This is a genomic window from Bradyrhizobium sp. AUGA SZCCT0222, from assembly GCF_018130205.1.
GTDB lineage: Bacteria > Pseudomonadota > Alphaproteobacteria > Rhizobiales > Xanthobacteraceae > Bradyrhizobium.
In genome coordinates this window covers 20,296-43,710 of sequence record NZ_JAFCLX010000041.1, presented here as the reverse complement: position 1 = coordinate 43,710, position 23,415 = coordinate 20,296, and the positions used below count along the sequence as shown (strand labels likewise).

The window sequence follows — 23,415 nt, the reverse complement described above, 5'->3', positions numbered from 1 at the left end:
TCGTCAATGCACGCTCCAATAAGAAAGGGCCGCGCGATCATGTCGCGCAGCCCTTTCGTGTTTGAGCGAGGTCCCCTCTCTTCTCCATCATGCCCGGGCATCGCCGTCTGAAGGACGGCGTCGCTTCCGCTCGCCTACGTCCCAGGCATCCACATCTTGGCGGCATAAAGAACGAAGACGTGGATGGCCGGGACAAGCCCGGCCATGACGAGTTGGGTTACTGCTTCGGCTGTCCCGCGGCTTCGGCCGGCTTCGGCCTGATCGCATCCGCCGTGCCCTGGATGAAGGCGGCGATCTTCGTCACGTCCGCTTCGGTGAGCTTGCCGGTGAAGTCCGGCATGCCCTGGTCGCGGAACGGGCCCTTGAACACGAAGTCCTTGAGGTTCTCGATGGTCTCCTTGGGCACGTAGCCGAGGTTACGGACATTGCCGCCATTGTGGACGCCGGGCACGCCGTGGCAGGTGGCGCAGGCGGCGACATAGAGGTTGGTGCCGTCGGGCACGTCCTTCGGGTCGTACTTGACGCCCGCAAGCAGGCCTTCGGTCTGATACTTCACGAAAGTCGGCAGTGGCGCCTTGCCGTCGACCGCAAACGTGTAGACCGTGCCCGGGCTGCGCAATTCGGTGGCGCGTACCGCGATCCCGAACACGCCGCCCCAGCCAACGGCAATCGACACATATTGCTTGCCGTCGAGCATATAGGTCGAGGCCGCCGCGACGACGCCGGACCCGGTCGGCGATTCCCAGAGCTTCTCGCCGGTCGTGGCATTATAGGCGACGAAGCGTCCGTCGGCCGTGCCCTGGAATACCAGATTGCCGGCTGTTGTCAGCGTGCCGCCGTTCCATGGCGCCACATATTCGGCGCGCCAGACTTCCTTCTGCTTCACGGGGTCCCACGCCAGCAGGCGCCCGAACGCCGGATTCTTCGGCGGGACAGCGTCCAGCACCATGCCGACATTCCAGCCGGTGGTGGCGCCGAACTTGCCGGGAGTCGGTGCGTTGTGAACGAACATTTTTTCCGGCGTCAGGTTCAGCGGCACGCCTTGCGCCGGCAGATAAACGAGGCCGGTCTGCGGATTGAACGACATCGGATGCCAATTGTGCGCGCCATATGGACCGGGAACGCTGTCATACGGCTCCTTGCCGCGCGCCGCCGGTACTTCGATCGGACGACCATTGGCGTCGTAACCGGTCGCCCAGTTCACATCGACGAAGTTCTTGGCCGAGATGAACTTGCCGTTGGTGCGGTCGACGACGAAGAAGAAGCCGTTCTTCGGCGCATGAAGAATGACCTTCCTTGGCGCGCCATCGATGTTGATGTCCGCCAGGATCATCGGCTGCGTCGACGTGTAGTCCCAATGATCGCCGGGGGTTTCCTGATAATGCCAGATGTATTTGCCGGTGTCGGCGTTCAGCGCCACCAGTGACGCCAAATAGAGATTGTCGCCGCCGGACGGGCTGCGGAGATCCCGATTCCATGGCGAGCCGTTGCCGGTGCCGACATAGACCATGTTCAGGTCGGGATCGAAGGTGATGGTGTCCCACGCCGTTCCGCCGCCGCCGTTGAGCCAGTATTTCCCCGCCGGATCCCAGGTCTTGGCGGCTGCCGCCATCGATTCATCTTCGAACGGCTTTGAAGGATCGCCGGGCACCGTGAACCAGCGCCAGGCCTGGTTGCCAGTCTCGGCGTCATAGGCGGTGACGTAGCCGCGCGCGCCATATTCGGCGCCGCCATTGCCGATCACGACCTTGCCGTTGAATACGCGCGGCGCGCCGGTGATGGTGTAGGAGTGCTCCTTGCTGACGATGGTGTCCTTTTCCCAGACGACCTTGCCGGTGACGGCGTCGAGCGCGATCAGGCGGCCGTCATAGGCGCCGAGGAAAACCTTGCCCTTCCAGAGCGCCACGCCGCGATTGACGACGTCGCAACAGCCCTTGTAACCCTTCTCCTTGTCAATGCCGGGATCGAAGGTCCAGAGTCTCTTGCCGGTTCGGGCGTCGATCGCATGCACCACGCTCCAGGAGGCGGTCTGGTACATGATGCCATCGACGACCACCGGGGTTGCCTCGACACCGCGGGAGGATTCGAGCGGATAGCTCCACACCAGGCCGAGTTTCTTGACGTTGTCGGTGTTGATCTGGTTCAGCTTGGAAAAGCGCGTTTCCGCATAGTCGAGGCCGATGGTCGGCCAGTCGTTCGATGTCGCGGTGTTGGCCTTGATCGAGGCGCCGTCGACCGCCGAGGTAACGGCCTTGATGTGCTCCGGCGATCCCTTGGCGGGACTTTGCGCGAGCGCCGCCGTGGAGGAGATCGCCAGCCCAAACCCGATCGCCAGCGCAAGGCGAACCGGCCGATGCAGATTGGAAAAGCTTTCAGGAAAAAAACGGCAAGCAGAATCACCGCGCGGCGAACGTGTCATCCTAGTCCCCTCCAATGATCTCTAGCGGATCTGTCGGAATGGTATGCCGGTGGGAATGACGGCGTCAATCAAACGCGAGTGCGAAAAGAAAAAGAGAAAATTTGTCTCGTCATGTTTTTGCCAAACGGAATGAACATACGTTCCGGCTGCACTGCAGCATGGCTTGATGACTTACACTGAATCTGATCGTGCAATGAAAATTGCGGGATGCCTTGTATCCGATATCCCAGATGCGCGATCATGGATCGCGCGACGTCCCGTCCGGTCCGCTGCAGCGAGGGCGTGATGCAGCACGCAGTTGCTCCATCGTCGCCGCGGATGAAATTGCGGCAGGATTGCTGTCAATCGGCTTTCGTCGGAGCCTGATTGGCGGGCGTGACAACGCCGGGCGCTGCCAGCGCGCTGATGACGACCGGCGCTTCGGGATTGCCGGATGCGGCGGTGAGCAGGGGCGCATCGGTGTATCGCATGACGCTGTGCTGATCGATCACGAAGGTGGGCCGGTAATTGCGGATGTCGGAATCCTCAACCATCGCCATGCGGCGGTTATCGAGCGTCAGCCAGTGCCCGTCGAGCCGCGCGGCGGCAACCGCGTGATCCTCGCCGCGGACGGTGTCGCGCATGATCACGATCCGCAGATCGTCGGGCGCAATGCCGGCCCGGCGCAACGCCACGAATTTCGCAATGGCGTAATCCTCGCAGTCGCCGCCCCGCGTCAGCGTCGCAAGCGGCGAGGCCCAGACGTCGAGCTGGCCATATTGTGCGAGGTCGCTCATCGGCCGCACCGCAAGGTTGACGGCGCGGTTGATCTCGCCGAGTCGGGCGCGGCCCTCGCGGAGCTTGGCGGCATCGATGATGGCGAGAAATTGCAGCGCGGCCGGCGAGACGCAGCCTTCGCGGTCGCCCTCGCACAGCGCAAGCTGCACCATTTCATCGTCGAGGCGGCGCTGCACACTTTGCCATTTCTCGTGCAATCCGCCGTCGAGAAGCATCGCGGTGGGCTGCCCGAACGGCTGGCTGGATTTCTTGACCAGGACCGCAGCGCCAGGTGACAGCAGCGTTCCGGCGGCCGCCGGTCCGAACCAGGCCAAGCCGCTTATGGACAGGCCGCACGCGAGGAAGGCTGCGCGCAACGCACGCGGATAATTTGAGATCGCCATCTGACACCCCTAGTCCGGGCATTATCGGCAGGCTCGTTAACCTACTCGTGACCGGATCATTTCGCTGGGGGCATAGTGGGTAGGTCGGCTTTTGATCTGCTTAAAACCCGCGATATCAGGCCGGAAAGCGCGAAACAGCTTAAAATTTGTCTCGCCGGTTTCCCGAAAATTTTATCGAACCTTTGCGGAGCCGTGACTGCCCCATCCATGGGATGGCGCTTAACCGTGCGTTATCGTTGTTTTCAGGTTAATATGACTAATCTGGTCAGATTCGCGTGAGTTGTAAGCCAAGTCACAGTTTTGACTTGGTAAATCGCATCATATACCGGGGTTATACGGGGGAATCGAATTGGTAAGTATAGACCGCAGTTGTTTTGCTGCGAATATCTCAACTAATCTCCCTAGTGCTCAAGCTTATCCATGTATTCCTCTGTGTATGGCAGAGGAGTACTAGATGTGCTTGAGAAAAATCGAGAAGACTGATCTAGAAAACGGCTCTAACCTAAGCAATCTGCACAAAAAATGGATGGTTCCGTAGGAGACCATCCGTGATATGCAAGCTTAGACCTTTGAATATTGTATTTGTATTAACCTTAGCGGCGGCGGGGCTCATTTGACTTTGGCCGGTAAATTTACCGACGTGCTGCCTGACGGCCACGGCGCTCACCCGGGTGGGCACCTCCAGGTCGACAGTGTTTCCACGCATGCGCCGTCGGGCGCCATTATCGTTCCAGACGCCCATTTGCTCTTCACCGGCGATTTCAAGCGCGCGGGTGTCGACCTCGTTCTATCAGGCGGCGGCCGCGAGTTGGTGCTGCATGACTATTTCAAGGGCGAGAAGCGCGCAGCCCTGGCATCACCCGATGGCGCCCATCTGACCGGCAATATTGTCAACGCGCTGACCGGTCACACCCAGCTGGCGCAGGCCGACGGCAGCCCGAGCGTGGCCCAGGTCATCGGCCATGTCACCAAGCTGGTCGGCACCGCGACAGCGATCCGCAACGGCGTTTCGATCATTCTGAACAATGGCGACAACGTCAACAAAGGCGACGTGGTCCAGTCCGGTTCCGATTCGACGCTCGGCATCACCTTCATCGACGGCAGCGTGTTCGGTCTCGCATCGAACGCCAGGATGGTGCTGAACGAAATGATCTACGACCCGAACGGGTCGAACAATTCGTCGCTGATCAGCCTGGTGCAGGGCACCATATCGTTCGTCGCCGGCGCGACCGCCAAGAAGGGCGACATGAAGGTCGACACGCCGGTTGCGACCATGGGTATCCGCGGCACCGCGGTCTTGGTCGAAATCGATTTCGCCGTGCCGGGGCAAGGCGGCGCGCCGCCGGCGAAATTCCAGGTGCTGGTCGAGCCCGACGGCACCACCGGCTCCTACATCCTGTTCGACAAGACCACGATGACGCCGATCGCGACCGTCAATCAGGCCGGAACGCAGACCATCGTCAGCGGCCAGGGCACGGTCAATTTTCTCTCCTCCGTGCAGCTGTCGCCCGATGCGCAGAAGATCATCTCCGATGTCTTCCAGCTGAAATTCACCGACCTGAACAATCCTCAGCAACTGCACCGGTTCACCGATTCGCCGGTTCCGGAAAATGTGTTCGTCAGACTGGCGAGCGGCGAAACCGTCCCCGTGACAGTGACGGTCACCCCGGTCGCCGCCGCGCCAACTCCGACGACCACCAACACATCAGTCAAATCGGGCGAACGCATTCCGGGACCGCCTGAAGTCATTACCTCCAATGCGGCTTTCACCGAGCGCGCAGGCCTGACCGGCAGCGCCGCGCAAGATAAATTGACCGGCGAGATCGCGTATTCCGACCTCAATCCGGGCGACGTGCCGACCGCCCAGGCGAGTTTTGCCTCGTTCAAGTATGAGAACGCGCAGCACAGCGACGTCAGCGCATCGCTGACATCAGAGCAGATAGCCGCGATCAAGGCGGTGGAAGTGCCGCTTAGCGTGGTGCAGGATCCCAACCAGAAAAACCGCGGCACGGCGACCTGGACCTACAGCGTCCCTGACGGCGCCTTCGATTTCCTGGCTGCCGGCGAGACCTTGACGCTGACCTATCTGGCGCGGGTCGACAATAATTTCGCGGCGAACAACGAGATCACGTTCAAGACCTTCACCATCACGATATCAGGCACCAATGACGCGCCGACCGTTGCCACCAGCGGTGGCACCGTCATCGAGCGGGACGGCACCGGCAATACCACGATCGATACGATCTCGGGCACGGTCACCTTTACCGATACCGATTTGACCGACCGTCCGGTGGTGAGTGCGGCGCTCTCGACAAACGAGCCGTTCCGATACCTCGATGCGCAGGGGCATAACGCCACCGCGACGCTGACGCCGGCGCAACTGGCGGCGATTGCGGCCGTCAAGGTTCCCTTGAAAGTGGTGCAGGGGGGCGGAAACGGCCATAACGGTTCGGCGACCTGGACCTACAGCATCGCCGACCATGCCTTCGATTTCCTCGCCAAGGGCGAGACGCTGATCCTCAACTACGTCATCAAGGTCGACGACGGCCATGGCGGCGTGGTGTACACGCCGGTCAGCATCTCGATCAACGGCGCCGACGTCACCGTGATCGGCACCAACGACACGCCGACGATCACCAGCGGTCTGCAGACCGGCGCCATCGCGGAACTCGTCAACACCCATGATTCGCAGGCACTGGATCAGGCCTTCGGCACGATCCAGTTCACCGATGTCGATCTGACCGATAGGCACGATGCCGCCATCACCGATGTCGCCGCATCAGGGGTGACGACCGGTCTCGCCGGCCATTCCGACCAACTGGACTGGCTGTCGCTTGGCACATTGAGCGATACCACCGGCGGTGTGCCGGGTTCGCAAAACTGGAAGTTCTCGGCGTCGGATCAATTGTTCGACTACCTCGCCGATGGTGAGTCGGTCACGCTCACCTATACGGTGGAGATCGATGACCTTCATGGCGGCATCGCGACGGAACATGTCGCCGTCACCGTCACCGGCAGCAACGACGCGCCGGAAGTCGCAGTTGACGTTTCCGGCGCCACCGGGTCCGCCTTGCATCCGATCGCCGAGCGGACGAACACAACCGGCTCAACTGATTCCGACACCGCCGGGGGCTCGCTGGCGTTCCGCGACGTCGATCTGAGCGACACGCATGGGGCGGTCGGTTCAAAGCCGGCGTTTGCCTGGCACGATTCGAGCGGCCATACGTTGTCTCTCAGCGGTAACCTGGAGGGCGTGCTGACGGTGGCGAGCGTGTTGACGCTGACCTTACACGACAGCACGGGCACCGGCCTCGGCTCGGTCGGTTTCAGCTACAGCGCGGCCGATGGCGTGTTTGATTTTCTGGCCTATGGCGAAACACTGACAGTCACCTACGACATCACCGTGAGCGACGAGCATCATGTCGCCTCGACGCAGCCCGTCACGATCACCGTCACCGGCGCCAACGATACGCCGGTCGCCGTTGCCGACGCCGACGTCGGCCATATCGTCGAGGCGGGCAACGACAGCGACAATACTGTGCTGGCCGGCGTCTCGACCACGTCGGGCGACGCGCTCGCCAACGATACCGACGTCGACCTTTCCGATACCCATCACGTCATCGGGGTTGCCAAGGGTACGCTGAGCGGCGTGCTGACGACCGGCGTCGGTACGGTCATCGTCGGCACTTACGGGTCGCTGGTCCTCAACGACAATGGCACGTGGACCTACACGCTCGACAACCATAATCCGCTGACCGACGCGCTGGCGGAAGGCGCGCACGCCAGCGACGTCTTCAGCTATACCGAAGCCGATAATCATGGCGGCACGTCGACGACGACGTTGACGATCGATATCACCGGCGCGAACGATATGCCGGTGGCCAATGCGGCGCCGGTCGCTGCGACCGACGTCAATTCGGGTGCGCCGGTGACCGAGCAGGGTGTGAACTCGGAGAATACCGCGTTTGACGGTGTCGATACCGCGTCGGGCAATGTGCTCGCCAACGATCTCGACGTTGATACCGGCGACAGCAAGACGGTGCAGGGCGTCGCCAGCGGAACGCCGACCGGGCCCCTGACCGGTGACGTGGCCAGCGTGGTCACCGGCGCTTACGGCAGCGTGACAATCGACACCAGCGGTGCCTGGACCTACACGCTCAACAACACCAAGGCCGCGACCCAGACGCTGACGCAGGGCGAGCATGCCTTCGACGTGTTTACCTACACGATGCGCGATGCCCACGGCGCGACCGCATCGGCGACGCTGACGATCGACGTCACCGGTACCAACGATGCGCCGGTAGTTGCGGCGGCCCTGACCGATAGCGTCAACGAGGGCGTTGCCGCCTTCACCAGGAATCTGCTGAACGGCGCGTCCGACGTCGATCATGGCGAGACCGCGACGCTCTATGTTGCGGACGTGACTTACGCGGTAGACGGCGGAGCGGCCTCCGGGTCGGCGCCGGCCGGCATCTCTCTCGACGCTGACGGCCATACGCTCACGGTCGATCCGGCAAATCCGGCGTTCGATCATCTCGCGGTCGATGAGCACACCACCATCGTGGTGTCCTACAACGTGACCGATGCACAGGGTGCGACGGTCGCACAGACCGAGACCATCACGATCAATGGCACCAACGATGCGCCGGTGGTTGCGGCGGCGCTGTCCGATAATGTCAACGAGGGCGATGCCGCCTTCACCCATGACCTGTTGATCGGTGCATCCGACGTCGATCATGGCGAGACTGCATCGCTATATGTTGCGAGCGTGACTTACGCGATTGATGGTGGCGTGGCCTCGGGTACAGTGCCGGCTGGCGTATCGCTCGGCGCTGACGGCCATACGCTCACGGTTGATCCGACCAATCCGGCGTTCGATCATCTCGCGGTCGATGAGCACACCACCATCGTGGTGTCCTACAACGTGACCGATGCACAGGGTGCGACGGTCGCACAGACCGAGACCATCACGATCACCGGCACCAACGACGCGGCGCCCGTGATCCAAACGGACCTGTTCACCCTCTCCGAACTCGGCGATGGAGTAACGATGGTTTCCGGACTCTACGTCACCGATGCCGACGCCTCGGAGACCGAGACCTTCACCTTTACCGCGACCACCGGGGCGCCCCTGGTCAGCAGCGTGTCGATCGATCCGGGTGACCTTGAGGATATCGACGAGGCGCTTGGTGCTGTTGCTGTTGCTGGTGTCACATACAATCCCGGCGGCGGCTCTCAGCCGCAGAATGACTCGGTCAAGTTCACCGTGACTGATGGCTTCGGCCATTCCGACACGGTCAATTTCATCTTCAATGTGACTGGCGAAATCGATGTCGAACTGACCGGTACGGACGGGAAGGATGTCATCTTCGCGACAGGCAATACGGATACGCTGACCGGTGGCGCGGGCGCCGATCAGTTCGTGTTCCGGGTCGGTGATGGCAACGACACGATCACGGACTTCACGCCGGGGCAGGACCACATCGATCTCAGGGCGTTTTTCGAAACGATCAACCCTGAAACGATTGATGCATGGCTCCATGACCATGCGGCGCCAAGCCAGAACGATCCGGCGGATATGGTGCTCTGGCTCGGCGGCGATGACAACGTCACGCTGAAGCAAGTCGCGAGCCTCACGGCCAACGACTTCATCCTCCATCCCGGCATCGGTAACTGACCGCGACGCTCCAGCGGCGGTAGACGTTCTCTTACAAGACCCGCGGAATCCCCAGCCGCTCAGCCTCTTCACGCGCCGTCGCCGCGTTCTGATAGCCGGCGCCCACCTTGCTTTTCGGATCCTGCAGCTTGACCGTCAGCACGTCCGGCACGGCGTAATATTTGTCGTGAACCAGGCAATGGTTGCGGATCAGCGGCCACAGCATAGGCCGAGCATGCGCCGGTCGTGGCCATATTTTGCCGTCGGTCCGGCGAGAAAATAGCGGCGCATCAGTCCGCAGCAGCGCGCGACAGGATCGTGAGGCCGGGACGGCGGCCGAGGGGTTCCGCCTGCAGTGTCCGGTTTCGTCAATCCCGATGGTCCCCCCAATGCCACCCTGGCCAGCCATGGTCCGCCGGGAAAGCGGGCGAGCAGCCTCATGGAAGCGCCGGGGTCCCATAATGCCGCGGCGCGGGTCGCAACCCGTTGGAACAATCTGCCTGCCCGTGATACCGAAGCAGCATGAAGCGGCTGAGAATATTCTGGCGGTGGTTCAAGCGGCGCTTTGGCTATGCCCGGCTGGCGTGCGTGGCGCTGCTGATCGGGTTTGCCGCGCTGCGCGTGTGGGACCCTGCTCCGGTCGAAGAGATCCGCGTTCGAACCTTCGACGCCTTCCAGCGCGTCGACCCGCGGAAGAAGACCGCGCGTCCGGTCACCATCGTCGATATCGACGACAAAAGCCTGGAAAAGCTTGGACAATGGCCGTGGCCGCGGACGCGGCTTGCGGATCTGGTAACGGAGCTGACCAATCTCGGCGCCGTCGTGATTGCCTTCGACGTGGTGTTTTCGGAGCCCGACCGGCTCAACCCGGAATTCGTCGCCGATACCTACCGTAATCTCGACGAGGAAACCCGCAGCCGGTTGCGTTCGCTGCCGAGCAACGACCAGGTTTTCGCGGATGCCATCCGCGCCTCGCGCGTGGTGCTGGGTGAATCGGGTTTGCCGGAAGAAATGGGTGTGCTCGACAAGACGCTTCCGGTGACCGGGCTTGCGATGCTCGGCGAGGAGCCGCAGCGCTTCATGTTCGAATTCCCCGGCCTGCTGCGCAACACCAAGGTGCTGGAGCACGCAGCGGCCGGACGCGGGCTGTTCACCATCAAGCCCGAACGCGACGGTATCGTGCGGCGGGTGCCGATGATCATGCAGGCGCAGGGCCAGACCATGCCCTCGCTGAGTTTTGAGATGCTGCGCGTCGCCACCGGTTCGGGCACGATCCTGATCAAGGCCGAAAAGGCCGGCATCAAGAGCCTCGGCATCAAGGGCTTTCAGCTGCCGACCGACGGCAATGGGCAGCTTTGGGTCCATTACGCCCGGCATGATGCGTCGCTCTATGTCCCGGCGATCAACGTGCTGGAAAAGACCGTTGCGCCCGAGAAGATCGCCGGCAAACTGGTATTGATCGGCACCTCGGCCGTCGGTCTCAACGATATCAAGACCACGCCGGTGTCGCGCGCCATGCCCGGCGTGGAAATCCACGCCCAGGTGCTCGAGAGCGCGCTGACCGGGGAGGTGATCTCGCAGCCGATCTTCGGTATCTCGATCGAATTCGCCACAGCGGTCTTGTTCGGATTATTGGTGATCGCGTTCGCGCCCTTGTTCGGACCGGTCACGCTGGTCGCCCTCGGTGCGGCGTTTGCCACCGCGCTGATCGGAACGTCCTGGTATTTCTACTCGCAGCACCGGCTGCTGATCGATTTCACCTATCCCTTGATATCGACGACGTCGATCTATCTCACGCTGATCTTCTCGAGTTTTGTCCGGGAGCAGAAGCAGCGCAAACAGATCCGTAACGCGTTCTCCCAGTACATGTCGCCCGCGCTGGTCGCCCAGCTGGCGCAGTCGCCGGAAAAGCTCGTGCTCGGCGGCGAGGAGCGCGAGATGACCATCATGTTCTCCGACATGCGTGGCTTCACCTCGATCTCGGAGACCTACAAGCGAGACCCACAGGGCCTCACCGCGCTGATGAACCGCTTCCTGACGCCGCTGACCAACGCCATCCTCCACCGCAAGGGCACCATCGACAAATATATGGGCGACGCCATCATGGCGTTCTGGAACGCGCCGCTCGACGACAAGGATCACCAGCTCAACGCCTGCGAGGCGGCGCTCGATATGCTGGAGCGTGTCGACGAGCTCAATCAGGAGCGGATGGAGGAAGCCGAGGAAGAGGGCCGCCCGTTCATTCCGCTCAATGTCGGCGTCGGACTCAATACCGGAACCTGCGTGGTCGGCAACATGGGATCGGACATGCGGTTCGACTATTCGGTGTTCGGCGACAGCGTCAATCTGGCCTCACGGCTGGAGGGCCAGTCCAAGGAATACGGCTTCCCGATCATCGTCGGCTCGAAAACCGCGCTCGCGGTCAAGGACAGGTTCGCGATCCTCGAACTCGACTTCATCATGGTCAAGGGCAAGAAGGAGCCAGAGGTGATCTACGCCATCGCCGGACGGGAGGACACCGCGCAGTCCGGCCGTTTCCAGCGCTTGCGCAACCTGACCATCGAGATGCTGGCCTGCTATCGCGGCCGCGACTGGCAAGGCGCGCTGGCGGCGATCGAACGCGGCCGCCACACCGACGAGGTGCGTTCGCTCGAGCTGTTGTTCAATCTCTACGAAGAGCGAATCCTCAACTTCCAGGAAGCGCCGCCGCCGGATGACTGGAACGGCGCGTTTGCGCTGCTGACGAAGTAGCTTACGTCGTCCCGGCCTTGAGCCGGGACCCATACGCCGCGGCCTATCCTTTAAAGAACGATGTTCGACGACTTGTGCGTAACCTCGAATGCCTGTGGTTATGGGTCCCGGCCTTCGCCGGGACGACAACTACCCTCACTCCAGCCCGATCGTCGTCAGATCCTGAAACCAGTGCTGCGCCTGCACGAACTTCTTGACCTTGGGCGACAGTGCATGCGGGTTGGTGTCGTGCACCACCCACACCAGCACGGCGTCGTCGACGATCTGGGCATGGGCCTGCGCCAGCAATTCGTCCTGCTTGGTGGCATCGAAGGTCTGCTTGGCCTCGTCGATCAGCGCGTCGACCTTTGGTGACTTGTAGCCGCCCCAGTTGACGCCGACAGGCGCGATCTGGCCGGAGTGGAAGAAGCGCACGATGGCGTAGAGCGGATCCGAGGTGACATAGGCGATGTTGTTGGAGGTGATGCCAGCGTTCATCTCGTCGGCCGCGCCCTTGCGCCAGTGCGTATATAGTGTCTCGAGCTCGACCACCTTGAAGTCGATCTCGATGCCGATTTCCTTGAAGCTCTGCTGCAGGAATTCGTTCATCGGCAGCGACAGCATCTGTCCGGTGCCGCCCTGCGCGATGATGAAGGTGGCCTTCAGCGGCTTCTGCCTGGAGTAGCCGGCTTCCTCGACCAGTTTCTTGGCCGCCGCCACATCATGTTTAAGCTCGAAGCTGGGCTTGCCAAACCAGGGACTCGACGGATCGACCTGACCCTTGGCGGGCTTTGCCAGGCCGTTCATCAGGCCGACGACGCCTTCACGGTCGATCGCAAGGTTGAGCGCCTTGCGCAGGCGGATGTCGGTCCAGGGCGAGCCCGGCAGCACGCTGAGATGATAATTCCAGACATGCGGCGTGATGTTGTCGACGATGCGCATCCCTGCGGATTTCAGCTGCGGCACCGCATCGGGGGCCGGCGTTTCGATCAGATCGACTTGGCCGGCGAGCAGCGCATTGGTGCGCGTCAGCGCTTCCGGCATCGGAATCAGGACGATCTTGTCGGCCTTCGGAATCCGCTTCTTGTTCCAGTAATCCGCGTTCTTGGTGAGTTCGGCGAGTTCGCGCGGCACCAGCTTTGTCAGCTTGAACGGCCCGGTGCCGGAAGGCTGGCTGGCGAATTTGTCCCAGTCCTTGCCGAGCTTTTCATATTGCGCGGGGCTCGAGACCAGGAACCAGAGCATCTGGTAGGGGAAGAACGAATCCACCGCCTTGGTGGTGATCTCGATGGTTTCGTCGTCGATCTTGGCGTAGCTGGCGACCGAGGGCAGGCGGGTCTTCACCTGCGCGCTCTGGCGCTTGTCGAATTGCGGTGCCTTCTCGTTCAGCACCTTGTCGAGATTCCAGATCACCGCGTCGGCGTTGAACGTGCTGCCGTCATGGAATTTGACGTCCTTGCGCAGACTGAAACGCCATTTGGTCTTGTCCTTGTCGTCGACCTTCCATTCAGTCGCGAGCCCCGGCACCAGCTTGCCGGGCCGGTCAGCCACGTCCATTTCCCAGGCCACCAGCGGATCGTAGATCGTGTAGGCGCTGAACTGATAGGCGCCGGCGCCGCGGTCCGGCTGACCCGTGGTCAGGGGAATATCGGCCATCGAAATTCCGTAGCGCACCACGGATTCGGCCCGCACCGGCGTGGCCGGCAGGGCGCCGATGGCGAACGCCATAGCGGCGACGAGTAGCATCGAATTGCGGGTGCGCATGAACTAAACTCCGTTGGCAGTATGCTGAATACCTAATGCCAACTTGCAAGCTTGATGCCAGAATAGGCATCACTGGCTTTTCTTCGTGCGGAGCGGGAAGAAACCATATGTCACATGGCTATTTCGCGAAGAACTATCTCTTTTGGCACAGGCGTTGCATAACTTTGCATAAGAAATAGTCACCTGAAGTAGAGAAGGGATTGCTGCATATGCGTAACGAGAAATCAAAGAAGACCGCGACGGCGGTCGCGCTGGCGATGGCAATGGCGGCGGGGTTGCCGCTGGCCGCCAGCGCCGAAACCGTGCTGCGCATCGGCATGACGGCTGCCGATATTCCGCGCACGTTGGGTCAGCCGGACCAGGGCTTTGAGGGCAACCGTTTCACCGGCCTCACGATGTATGACGCGCTGACCATGTGGGACCTCTCCTCGGCCAGCAAGGCGAGCGTGATGATCCCGGGGCTTTCGACCGAATGGAAGGTCGATGATGCCGACAAGAAGAAGTGGACCTTCAAGCTGCGTCCCGGCGTCACCTTCCACGACGGCTCGCCGTTCAATGCCGACGCTGTGGTGTGGAATGTCGAGAAGGTGCTGAAGCAGGATGCGCCGCATTTCGACGCCAGCCAGGTCGGCGTCACCGCTTCGCGCATGCCGACGCTGGCCTCCGCGAAGAAAATCGACGATCTGACCGTGGAGTTGACCACCAAGGAGCCCGACAGCTTCCTGCCGATCAACCTGACCAATCTGTTCATGGCGAGCCCCTCGAAATGGCAAAAACTGTTCGAGTCGGCTGAGGGCGCGGATGCCAAGGCGAAATCGCAGGCCGCCTGGGCGGCGTTCGCCCGCGAGGCTTCGGGCACCGGCCCGTGGAAGATGTCGAAGTTCACGCCGCGCGAGCGGCTCGAACTCGTCAAGAACGAGGGCTATTGGGACAAGGCGCGCGTGCCCAAGGTCGACAAGATGGTGCTGCTGCCGATGCCGGAAGCCAATGCCCGCACCGCGGCGTTGCTCTCCGGTCAGGTCGACTGGGTCGAGGCGCCCGCGCCCGATGCGGTCAAGGAAATCAAGGCACGCGGCTTCTCCCTGCAGGCCAACGAATCGCCGCATGTCTGGCCCTGGCAGTTCTCGCGCATTGAAGGCTCGCCCTGGAACGACATTCGCGTTCGCAAGGCCGCCAATCTCTGCATCGATCGCGAAGGTCTCAAGGAGGGGTTGCTCGCCGGCCTGATGGTGCCGGCGACCGGCACGTTCGAGGCCGGTCATCCCTGGCGCGGCAAGCCGACCTTCGAGATCAAGTATGACCTGAAGGCGGCGCAAAAGCTGATGCAGGAAGCCGGTTACGGTCCGTCGAAGAAGCTGACGGTCAAGACCCAGACCTCGGCGTCCGGCTCCGGCCAGATGCAACCGCTGCCGATGAACGAATATCTGCAGCAGGCGCTGGCTGAATGTTACTTCGACGTCCAGCTCGACGTGATCGAATGGAATACGCTGTTCACCAACTGGCGCCGCGGCGCCAAGGACGCGTCCGCCAACAACGCCAACGCCACCAACGTGACCTATGCGGCGATGGATCCGTTCTTCGCGCTGGTGCGCTTCCTGCAGTCGTCGATGGCACCTCCGGTGTCGAACAATTGGGGCTACATCAACAATCCCAAATTCGATGAGCTGGTGACCAAGGCACGCCAGACCTTCGACCCCGCGGCGCGCGATGCGGCGCTGGCCGAACTGCATGCGGCCTCGGTCGACGATGCCGCCTTCCTCTATGTCGCCCATGACGTGTCTCCGCGCGCCATGAGCCCGAAGGTGAAAGGCTTCGTGCAGCCGAAGAGCTGGTTCGTCGACTTCTCGCCGGTGACGATCGCGCCGTAAGGCGTAATACTTCGCGTGTGCTTCCCTCTCCCCTTGTGGGAGAGGGTGGCTTCGCGAAGCGAAGACGGGTGAGGGGTTCTCTCCGCGGATACCCCTCTCTCATTCGCAATGACCGCTTCTGCGGATTGAACCCCTCATCCGGCGCGCTGCGCGCGCCACCTTCTCCCACAAGGGGAGAAGCAAGAAAGAATGTCTCGTGCTCGTCTATATCGCCCGCCGTATCGTCTATGTGATCCCGATCGTGGCCAGCGTGGCGTTGGTGTGCTTCCTGCTGGTCCACATCACGCCGGGCGATCCCCTGGTGGCGGTGCTGCCGGCGGACGCCAGCCAGGAACTCGCGGCGCAATTGCGCACGGCCTATGGCTTCGACCGCCCGCTGCCGGTCCAGTTCGGGCTCTGGCTGTGGCGTGCGCTGCACGGTGATCTCGGCAATTCGATTGCCACGGGCCGTCCGGTGCTATCAGAGGTGCTGCGCGCGGTCGGCAACACCGTGACGCTGGCGATTGCGGCCGCGTCGATCGGCTTCACACTGGGTTTGTTTTTCGGCCTGATTGCCGGCTATTTCCGCGACACCTGGATCGACAAGGTCGCGACCTCGATCGCGATCGCCGGCGTTTCCGTGCCGCATTACTGGCTCGGCATGGTGCTGGTCATCATTTTCTCGGTGCAGCTCAACTGGCTGCCCGCGGTCGGCGCCGGTCCCGGCGGCTCGGGCGCCTGGGGCTGGGATTGGGAGCACATGAAATATCTGATCCTGCCCGCGATCACGACATCCGTCATTCCAATGGGCATCGTCACCCGAACGGTGCGCGCTTTGACCGGTGACATCCTGAGCCAGGATTTCGTCGAGGCGCTGCGCGCAAAAGGCCTGCGCGAGACCGATGTGTTCCGCCATGTCATCAAGAACGCCGCGCCGACCGCGCTCGCGGTGATGGGCCTTCAGCTCGGCTATATGCTCGGCGGCTCGATCCTGATCGAAACCGTATTCTCATGGCCGGGTTCGGGGCTGCTGCTGAATTCGGCGATCTTCCAGCGCGACCTGCCGCTGCTGCAGGGCACGATCCTGGTGCTGGCGCTGTTCTTCGTGGCCCTCAACCTCCTGGTCGATATCGCGCAAGCGTCGATCGATCCGCGCATCAAGCGGAGCTGAGCATGAGCGCGATCACAGATACCGCCCTGCAGGCGGCACCGGCCACCCAGGCGCGGGGCTATTGGGCCACCGTCGGCCGCCGCATCCGGCGCGACAAGGTCAGCATGGTCTGCGCCTTCATTCTGGTGCTGATCTTCCTGTCCGCGCTGCTGGCGCCGTGGCTCGGTTTGGCCGATCCCTATCAGGGCTCGATGATCCGCCGGCTTCGCCATATCGGCACGCCGAACTATCCGCTCGGCACCGATGAGCTCGGCCGCGACATGCTGGCGCGGCTGGTCTATGGCGGCCGACTGTCGCTGCTCATCGGCATTCTGCCCGTGATCCTCGCCTTCATGATTGGCACATCGCTTGGTCTTGTCGCCGGTTACGTCGGCGGCAAGCTCAACACCGCGATCATGCGCACCGTGGACGTGTTCTATGCATTCCCGTCGGTGCTGCTGGCGATTGCGATTTCGGGCGCGCTCGGCGCCGGCATCGTCAACTCCATCGTCTCGCTGACCATCGTGTTCGTGCCGCAGATCACCCGCGTCGCCGAGAGCGTCACGACCGGGGTGCGCAACATGGATTTCGTCGAGGCCGCGCGCGCTTCCGGCGCCGGGCCCTTCACCATTATGCGCGTGCACATGCTCGGCAACGTACTGGGCCCGATCTTTGTCTACGCCACCGGCTTGATCTCGGTCTCGATGATCCTCGCCGCCGGCCTTTCGTTCCTCGGTCTGGGTACAAAACCGCCGGAGCCGGAATGGGGGTTGATGCTCAACACGCTGCGCACCGCGATCTATGTCAATCCGTGGGTCGCGGCGTTGCCCGGCGCCATGATCTTTGCGGTGTCGATCTGTTTCAATCTGCTCAGCGACGGTATGCGCAGCGCCATGGACATCAGGAACTGACGCGATGAACGAGAGCAGCCCGTCGGTCGAACTGCTGGAAAAGATCGAGGATGTCGGCGGCGCCGCGCAGCCGCTGTTGCAGGTCAACGGCCTGACCAAGCATTTCCCGGTGCGCGGTGATCTGTTCAGCGCGCGCAAGACCGTCCGCGCGGTCGACGACGTCTCGTTTTCGATCGCCAAGGGTGAAACCGTCGGGATCGTCGGCGAATCCGGCTGCGGCAAGTCGACCACCGCGCGGCTTCTGATGCATCTGATGAAGTCAGACGCCGGCGATATCATCTATGACGGCATGCAGGTCGGCCGCGCACTCTCATTACGTGAGCTGCGCCGCGGCATGCAGATGGTGTTTCAGGACAGCTACGCCTCGCTCAACCCGCGCCTCACCATCGAGGATTCGATCGCGTTCGGCCCGAAGGTACACGGCATGGCGGATGCCGCCGCGCGGGCGCTGGCGCGTGAACTGCTCGGCAAGGTCGGCTTGCGGCCCGAGACCTTCGCCAACCGCTATCCGCACGAGATATCCGGCGGCCAGCGCCAGCGCGTCAACATCGCGCGCGCGCTGGCGCTGTCGCCGCGGCTGGTGATCCTCGACGAGGCGGTATCGGCGCTCGACAAATCGGTTGAAGCCCAGGTGCTCAATCTGCTGGCCGATCTCAAGCGCGAGTTCGGGCTCACCTACCTCTTCATCAGCCACGATCTCAACGTGGTGCGCTACATCAGTGATCGCGTGCTGGTGATGTATCTCGGCGAGGTCGTCGAGCTCGGTCCGGTCGACAAGGTCTGGGACGAGCCGGCGCATCCCTATACGCGGGCGCTGCTGGCGGCGATGCCGTCGGCCGATCCTGACAACCGCACCCAGACGCCGCCGATCACGGGCGATCCGCCCAATCCGATCGATCCGCCGCCGGGCTGCCGGTTTCACACCCGTTGTCCATATGCGGAGCCGCTCTGCTCAAATGCGACGCCAAAACTCAGCGACCTCGATACAATGGGTCACCAGGCGGCGTGTTACATGGCCATTCCGGGATCAGGGCACAGCCGCGCACCAGCCAAAGAAACGACCAAGAAAAACGCATAAGGGAGCAAATCCGCAATGACAAAACCCAGTCCAAAAGAGGTCAAGGTCATGACCGATGTCGCGGGCGTGCCGGTGACCGCCGAAGTCGCCGAGCGGATCGCCAATTCGATCGGGCCGGCGTTCGAAGGCTTCGCGCCGGTCGCCGGCACCCTGCCGTTCGACCTGGAGCCCGCGAGCTTTCTTCTGGCGCAGAACTCCGGGGTGTCGAAATGAGCACCGAACCCGCCTTGATGTCGCTGGTGTCGGTCGCCAAGGCGATCGCCAGCAAGGAAGTTTCGTCGCGCGAGGCGACAAAATCCTGTCTCGACCGCATCGCGCAATGGCAGCCACGGCTCAATGCCTTCATGGCGATCGAGGCGGAGGAGGCGCTGGTGGCGGCCGCCGCCGCCGATGCCGCGCTTGCCAAAGGCAATGCGCACGGCGTGCTGCATGGCGTGCCGCTGGCACACAAGGACATGTATTACGAGGCCGGCAAGGTCGTTACCTGCGGCTCGAAGATCCGCCGCGACTTCGTCGCCACCACGAATTCGACCGCGCTGCAGCGTCTGAAGGACGCCGGTACCATCAGGCTCGGCTCGCTGCAGATGGTCGAGTTCGCCTACGGGCCGACCGGCCACAACCCGCATTACGGCGCGGTGCGCAATCCCTGGAATGTCGATCACATCACCGGCGGCTCGTCGTCAGGCTCGGGCTCGGCGGTCGCCGCACGGCTGACCTTTGCGGCGCTGGGATCGGACACCGGCGGCTCGATCCGGATGCCCGCGCATTTCTGCGGCGTCACCGGGTTGAAGACGACGGTCGGCCGCGTCAGCCGCGCCGGCGCGATGCCGCTGTCGCAATCGCTTGATACCGTCGGTCCGCTGGCGCAGAGCGTGGAAGATTGCGCGCTGCTGCTGGGGTTGATGGCGGGTGCCGATCCCGATGATCTCACCGCATCCACGCTGGCGGTGCCGGACTATATGGCGGCCACCAAGGGCTCGCTCAAAGGCCTCAGGATCGGCGTGCCGACCGCGTTCTATGTCGACGATCTCGATGCCGAAGTCGCGCGCGTGCTCGATGAGACGATCGCGACGCTGAAGAAAGAAGGCGCCGAAATCGTCTCGGTCGAATTGCCCGACCAGCGCCAGCTCACGGCCGCCTGCCAAATTGTGCTCGCGACCGAAGCCGCGGCGTTCCACAAAAGATGGATGATCGAGCGGCCGCAGGATTACGGCGCGCAGGTCCTGATGCGGCTGCAGAATGGTCTCGCAATCCCCGCGGTGTCGTATCTGGAAGCGATGCGCTGGCGGGGTCCGGCGCTGGCGGCGTATCTCGCGGCGGTCACCGGCACCGATGCCGTGATTGCGCCGGTCGCGCCGATGCCGGCGGCAACCATCGCCGAGAGCGATGTCGGCAACAGCCGCGACGCCGAGGCCGTGATCCAGCGGATCACGAAATTTACCCGCCCGGTCAATTACCTCGGCCTGCCCTCGCTTTCGATTCCCTCGGGCTTCACCAAAAGCGGTTTGCCGGTCGGCCTGCAATTGATCGGCCGCTCCTTTGACGAGGCGATGCTGCTGCGGATCGGCGCCGCGTTCCAGCGCGCCACGGACTATCATAAACAGGTACCCAAACCGGCATGACCAACCTCGTCGAAATCCGCGATCTCAGCATCCGCTTCACCGGCGAGCGCACCGTGCACGCCGTCAACGACATCTCGCTCTCGCTCGGCGAGGGCGAGGTGCTTGGCCTGCTCGGTGAATCCGGCTCAGGCAAGAGCGTGACGCTGCGGGCGCTGATGCGGCTATTGCCGAAGAAGCGGACGCAGATTTCAGGCAGCGTTAACGTTCTGGGCCGCGACGTGCTGGCGCTTGATGACGACGAATTGTCGAAGTTTCGCGGCCAGACCGTCTCGATGATCTTCCAGGAGCCGGCGCTGGCGCTCGATCCGGTCTATACGATCGGCCGGCAGATTTCCGAATCCGTGATGCGTCACGAAGGCAAGAGCGAGAAGGAGGCCACCGCGCGGGCGCTGGAAATGCTGGAAGTGGTGCGGATTCCCTCCGCCAAGCGCCGCCTCGATGCCTATCCGCATGAAATGAGCGGCGGCATGCGGCAGCGCGCGATGATCGCCCTCGCACTGGCCTGCAAGCCGAAGATCCTGTTGGCCGACGAGCCGACCACGGCGCTCGACGCCACCGTGCAGATCCAGATCCTGCTCTTGCTGCGCGAGTTGCAGCGCGAGTTCGGCATGTCGGTGATCTTCGTGACCCACGATATCGGCGTCGCCATCGAAATCTGCGACCGCGTCGCTGTCATGTATGCCGGCCAGATCGTCGAGCAGGGCAAGCTGCGCGACATCGTTCGGACGCCGATACATCCCTATGCGCGCGGGCTCCTGGCATCGACCACCCACGGCGCCAAACGTGGCCAGCGGCTGGAGACCATCCCGGGCACGCCGCCGTCGCTCGACAAGGCGCCGGTGAACTGCTCGTTCGCGCCGCGCTGCAGCGTGGCGCAGCCGCGCTGCACCGAGCAACTGCCGCCGAATGTGCAGGTTGCGCCGGATCGAATCGCGCGCTGCGTTCTGGCCGAACCGGCGGAAATCGCTGCGATCTGAGCGGCCCCAGTCACATAAAGCATCGTCATGGCCGGGCATAGCCGTCCGAAGGACGGCGTCGCTTCCGCTCGCCTATGCCCGGCCATCCACGTCTTTTCTTGGTAATGAAGCGAAGATTTGGATGCCCGGCACAAGGCCGGGCATGACGAAAACGCGCTATCCACCCAATCCCGGATCCGCCCATTGTTCGATCTGGGCGGGCCCCACGATCTGCTTGGGCTGGTGCGGATTGAGCGTGCCTGCGCTCGCAGACCAGCCCTTCGCCAGAATCTGCATCGCGAACAGCTTGGCGTCGACTTCCGATTTAAATTTGCGGGTCGAACGGACCATGCTCGTCGCACTCTCGTCGGTCCGCTCCGGCCCAAAACTTACATACCAAATATCAGGTTGCGTCATTGCCGGATAACGCGGACTGCGATTGACAGTTCCACCACAGGCGGCGTGGCGGGCAGATTCAGGTCGTCACATCGGGGAATTGCCGGTAGTCTAAAACCGCGGGGCGGATGACGCGCGCGAAGCGGGGGATTTTCAGGTGCACGTATCCAACCAGGGCATTTTGGTCATCCTGTTTATCGGGCTCGTCGCCGGCTGGCTGGCCGGCAAGATCGTGCGCGGCACCGGTTTTGGGCTGATCGGCGACATCCTCGTCGGCATCGCCGGTGCGCTGGTTGCAAACCTTCTTTTGCCCAAGCTCGGCATTCACATCGGCACCGGCGTGATCAGGGAGATCATCAATGCCGTGATCGGCGCCGTCATCTTGCTGCTGGTGGTGCGGCTGGTTCGCGGCCGGAGATAGAGCGTTTTCGAGCGAAGTGGACACCGGTTCGCGTCAAGAAAACGCGTCAAAAGAGAATCTAGAGCCCCGTTCCGATTCCATCGGAACGGAAAAGGCTCTAGGGCAGCAACTCAGCCGAGACGCAAATCCTTGCGCAGGTCACCCGGCGCCATCCCATAGGTTTGACGGAAGGTGCGGTAGAACGTGGCGAGACTGTCGAAGCCGCTGGCAGAGGCGATTTCCGCCACCGGCCGAAGCGGCATGGATTCCATCTGGCGCCGGGCTTCGGCGAGGCGCATCGCGAGCACCGTCCGCGCGAACGACTGCCCGGTCGGCTCGAACAGCAGATGAAGCTGCCTCACCGAGATATTCAATGCTCGCGCCACCCGCGTCGGCGACAGATCCGGCTCCAGCAGATGGCTTCTCAGCAACGCCAGCGCCATCTGCAGATAGCCGTGCCGCACCGCGTTGCGGCTTTCCGGCGTGCCTGGCGTCACCCGGCCGCGCGCCAGCAGCGCCAGTTGCGCGATATGGCGAATGGTGGCGTCGGCGTCGGCCGCCTCTATTCGCTGCTCGACGATCGCCGCAAAAATGGCTTCGATCAGTCGCGCGACCGGCGTCTCCGGCAATAACGGCTCGCAGAGCAAATTCTCCGCGCCGGCCGCGAGCCGTGCATTGCCGGTGACCGGAATTTTCAGCGCGCGGAAATGGAAGCCGTCGGAACGGATTGGGGTCCCGGCAAAGGGCACGTCGGAATGGGCGATGGTCATCGTGCCGTCGGCGATCATATGGACACGCTCCTCGCCGGCGCGAAGCATGCCGGGGCCGCGTACCTGCTGGAAAATGTTGAGGCTGTCGCCGGACATGCGCTTGATGTCAGCCCATGTGCGGCTGACCCTGTAGGAAGAGGCCTGCAGTTCGGCGACGGTCGCGCCACCCGTTTCGTAGGCGGAGAACCGCCCGTGGAAATCCGGCCGCCGCTCGCGAGACACCTCGATGGTGACGCCGAACAGTCCCTTGGCGCGCACTTCGCACCAGTGATCGAAGCGTTCGTCCGGCCGCAAGCCATCGGTATCAAAACTGATCATGTGGCCGCGAGAACTCCGTCGAGACCTGCACGGCGGGTGCAGCCAGGGCGCGGAACCTACCACGGTCCGTAAGGCGGTGCGCGGTCATTCGCGGGTCCGGGCGCCGCGCCGAAACCCGCTGGCGGCCGGCAGGCGGCCTTAAGGACCGGGAGTGGGTGTTCGACCTGCACGGCGAAATTGGACGGGCCTCGATAGCAGTGATTCCAGCGCCTTTTGCGACGGCCGAACCGGCAAAGCC

16 protein-coding genes are annotated in these 23,415 nt (G+C 62.7%); 10 read left to right on the top strand and 6 right to left on the bottom strand.

Annotation, left to right across the window (positions count from 1 at the left end):
* Positions 1-217: 217 nt before the first annotated feature.
* Both JQ629_RS28085 and JQ629_RS28080 read right to left on the bottom strand, forming a co-directional pair.
* Complete coding sequence (locus tag JQ629_RS28085) at positions 218-2,419, bottom strand: PQQ-dependent dehydrogenase, methanol/ethanol family (protein ID WP_212415371.1); 2,202 nt, start codon at positions 2,417-2,419, stop codon at positions 218-220.
* Positions 2,420-2,760: 341 nt separating this feature from the next.
* Entirely contained in the window at positions 2,761-3,579 is an 819-nt protein-coding gene (locus JQ629_RS28080; protein WP_212415370.1) for a transglutaminase-like cysteine peptidase, read from the bottom strand.
* A gap of 619 nt (positions 3,580-4,198) precedes the next feature.
* On the opposite strand from JQ629_RS28080, the gene JQ629_RS28075 reads away from it, so the two are divergent.
* Positions 4,199-9,256 (top strand): VCBS domain-containing protein, encoded by a 5,058-nt coding sequence (locus JQ629_RS28075; RefSeq protein ID WP_212415369.1) that lies wholly within the window; start codon positions 4,199-4,201, stop codon positions 9,254-9,256.
* A 31-nt stretch (positions 9,257-9,287) separates the two neighbouring features.
* Here JQ629_RS28075 and JQ629_RS28070 read toward each other — a convergent pair whose 3' ends face one another.
* On the bottom strand, positions 9,288-9,461 hold the full coding sequence (locus JQ629_RS28070) for a hypothetical protein (protein WP_212415368.1): 174 nt from the start codon (positions 9,459-9,461) through the stop codon (positions 9,288-9,290).
* Positions 9,462-9,757: 296 nt separating this feature from the next.
* Between JQ629_RS28070 and JQ629_RS28065 the strand changes: the two genes are divergently transcribed.
* The gene (locus JQ629_RS28065) at positions 9,758-11,986 is read left to right on the top strand and encodes a CHASE2 domain-containing protein (protein WP_212415367.1); all 2,229 of its coding nucleotides are present in this window, start codon (positions 9,758-9,760) and stop codon (positions 11,984-11,986) included.
* Positions 11,987-12,121: 135 nt separating this feature from the next.
* Here the strand turns inward: JQ629_RS28065 and JQ629_RS28060 are convergent, their stop codons facing one another.
* Positions 12,122-13,729: an ABC transporter substrate-binding protein gene (locus JQ629_RS28060; RefSeq protein WP_212415366.1), complete on the bottom strand. Its 1,608-nt coding sequence runs from the start codon at positions 13,727-13,729 to the stop codon at positions 12,122-12,124.
* A 257-nt stretch (positions 13,730-13,986) separates the two neighbouring features.
* Here JQ629_RS28060 and JQ629_RS28055 point away from each other — a divergent pair, with 257 nt between their 5' ends.
* The 7 genes from JQ629_RS28055 (at position 13,987) to JQ629_RS28025 (ending at position 21,314) form a co-directional block, all read left to right on the top strand.
* On the top strand, positions 13,987-15,597 hold the full coding sequence (locus JQ629_RS28055) for an ABC transporter substrate-binding protein (RefSeq protein WP_249135322.1): 1,611 nt from the start codon (positions 13,987-13,989) through the stop codon (positions 15,595-15,597).
* A gap of 196 nt (positions 15,598-15,793) precedes the next feature.
* Positions 15,794-16,747 (top strand): ABC transporter permease, encoded by a 954-nt coding sequence (locus JQ629_RS28050; protein WP_192737023.1) that lies wholly within the window; start codon positions 15,794-15,796, stop codon positions 16,745-16,747.
* 2 nt (positions 16,748-16,749) lie between these two features.
* Complete coding sequence (locus tag JQ629_RS28045; RefSeq protein WP_212267992.1) at positions 16,750-17,637, top strand: ABC transporter permease; 888 nt, start codon at positions 16,750-16,752, stop codon at positions 17,635-17,637.
* 4 nt (positions 17,638-17,641) lie between these two features.
* Positions 17,642-18,715: an ABC transporter ATP-binding protein gene (locus tag JQ629_RS28040; RefSeq protein WP_212415364.1), complete on the top strand. Its 1,074-nt coding sequence runs from the start codon at positions 17,642-17,644 to the stop codon at positions 18,713-18,715.
* A gap of 15 nt (positions 18,716-18,730) precedes the next feature.
* Positions 18,731-18,928: a hypothetical protein gene (locus JQ629_RS28035; RefSeq protein ID WP_212415363.1), complete on the top strand. Its 198-nt coding sequence runs from the start codon at positions 18,731-18,733 to the stop codon at positions 18,926-18,928.
* Positions 18,925-20,337 carry an amidase gene (locus tag JQ629_RS28030; protein ID WP_212415362.1) on the top strand — a complete coding sequence of 471 codons (1,413 nt, stop codon included), beginning with the start codon at positions 18,925-18,927 and terminating at the stop codon, positions 20,335-20,337. The genes JQ629_RS28035 and JQ629_RS28030 overlap by 4 nt, the downstream gene beginning before the upstream one ends.
* A complete protein-coding gene (locus JQ629_RS28025; protein WP_212415361.1) occupies positions 20,334-21,314 on the top strand; it encodes an ABC transporter ATP-binding protein in 981 nt (326 codons plus the stop codon). Before JQ629_RS28030 ends, JQ629_RS28025 begins: the two co-directional genes overlap by 4 nt.
* 156 nt (positions 21,315-21,470) lie before the next feature.
* Here the strand turns inward: JQ629_RS28025 and JQ629_RS28020 are convergent, their stop codons facing one another.
* Positions 21,471-21,644, bottom strand: coding sequence for a hypothetical protein (locus JQ629_RS28020; protein ID WP_192737029.1), 174 nt, complete (start codon positions 21,642-21,644; stop codon positions 21,471-21,473).
* A gap of 202 nt (positions 21,645-21,846) precedes the next feature.
* Between JQ629_RS28020 and JQ629_RS28015 the strand changes: the two genes are divergently transcribed.
* Positions 21,847-22,110, top strand: coding sequence for a GlsB/YeaQ/YmgE family stress response membrane protein (locus tag JQ629_RS28015; protein WP_212268002.1), 264 nt, complete (start codon positions 21,847-21,849; stop codon positions 22,108-22,110).
* A 110-nt stretch (positions 22,111-22,220) separates the two neighbouring features.
* Here JQ629_RS28015 and JQ629_RS28010 read toward each other — a convergent pair whose 3' ends face one another.
* On the bottom strand, positions 22,221-23,177 hold the full coding sequence (locus tag JQ629_RS28010) for an AraC family transcriptional regulator (RefSeq protein ID WP_212415360.1): 957 nt from the start codon (positions 23,175-23,177) through the stop codon (positions 22,221-22,223).
* Positions 23,178-23,415: the final 238 nt, after the last annotated feature.

Bases quoted from the DNA above. Each gene is read 5' to 3' on its own strand.
- JQ629_RS28085 (WP_212415371.1), bottom strand. From the start codon at position 2,419: ATGACACGTTCGCCGCGCGGTGATTCTGCTTGCCGTTTTTTTCCTGAA.
- JQ629_RS28080 (WP_212415370.1), bottom strand. From the start codon at position 3,579: ATGGCGATCTCAAATTATCCGCGTGCGTTGCGCGCAGCCTTCCTCGCG.
- JQ629_RS28070 (WP_212415368.1), bottom strand. From the start codon at position 9,461: ATGCTGTGGCCGCTGATCCGCAACCATTGCCTGGTTCACGACAAATAT.
- JQ629_RS28065 (WP_212415367.1), top strand. From the start codon at position 9,758: ATGAAGCGGCTGAGAATATTCTGGCGGTGGTTCAAGCGGCGCTTTGGC.
- JQ629_RS28060 (WP_212415366.1), bottom strand. From the start codon at position 13,729: ATGCGCACCCGCAATTCGATGCTACTCGTCGCCGCTATGGCGTTCGCC.
- JQ629_RS28055 (WP_249135322.1), top strand. From the start codon at position 13,987: ATGGCAATGGCGGCGGGGTTGCCGCTGGCCGCCAGCGCCGAAACCGTG.
- JQ629_RS28045 (WP_212267992.1), top strand. From the start codon at position 16,750: ATGAGCGCGATCACAGATACCGCCCTGCAGGCGGCACCGGCCACCCAG.
- JQ629_RS28040 (WP_212415364.1), top strand. From the start codon at position 17,642: ATGAACGAGAGCAGCCCGTCGGTCGAACTGCTGGAAAAGATCGAGGAT.
- JQ629_RS28035 (WP_212415363.1), top strand. From the start codon at position 18,731: ATGACAAAACCCAGTCCAAAAGAGGTCAAGGTCATGACCGATGTCGCG.
- JQ629_RS28030 (WP_212415362.1), top strand. From the start codon at position 18,925: ATGAGCACCGAACCCGCCTTGATGTCGCTGGTGTCGGTCGCCAAGGCG.
- JQ629_RS28025 (WP_212415361.1), top strand. From the start codon at position 20,334: ATGACCAACCTCGTCGAAATCCGCGATCTCAGCATCCGCTTCACCGGC.
- JQ629_RS28020 (WP_192737029.1), bottom strand. From the start codon at position 21,644: ATGGTCCGTTCGACCCGCAAATTTAAATCGGAAGTCGACGCCAAGCTG.
- JQ629_RS28010 (WP_212415360.1), bottom strand. From the start codon at position 23,177: ATGATCAGTTTTGATACCGATGGCTTGCGGCCGGACGAACGCTTCGAT.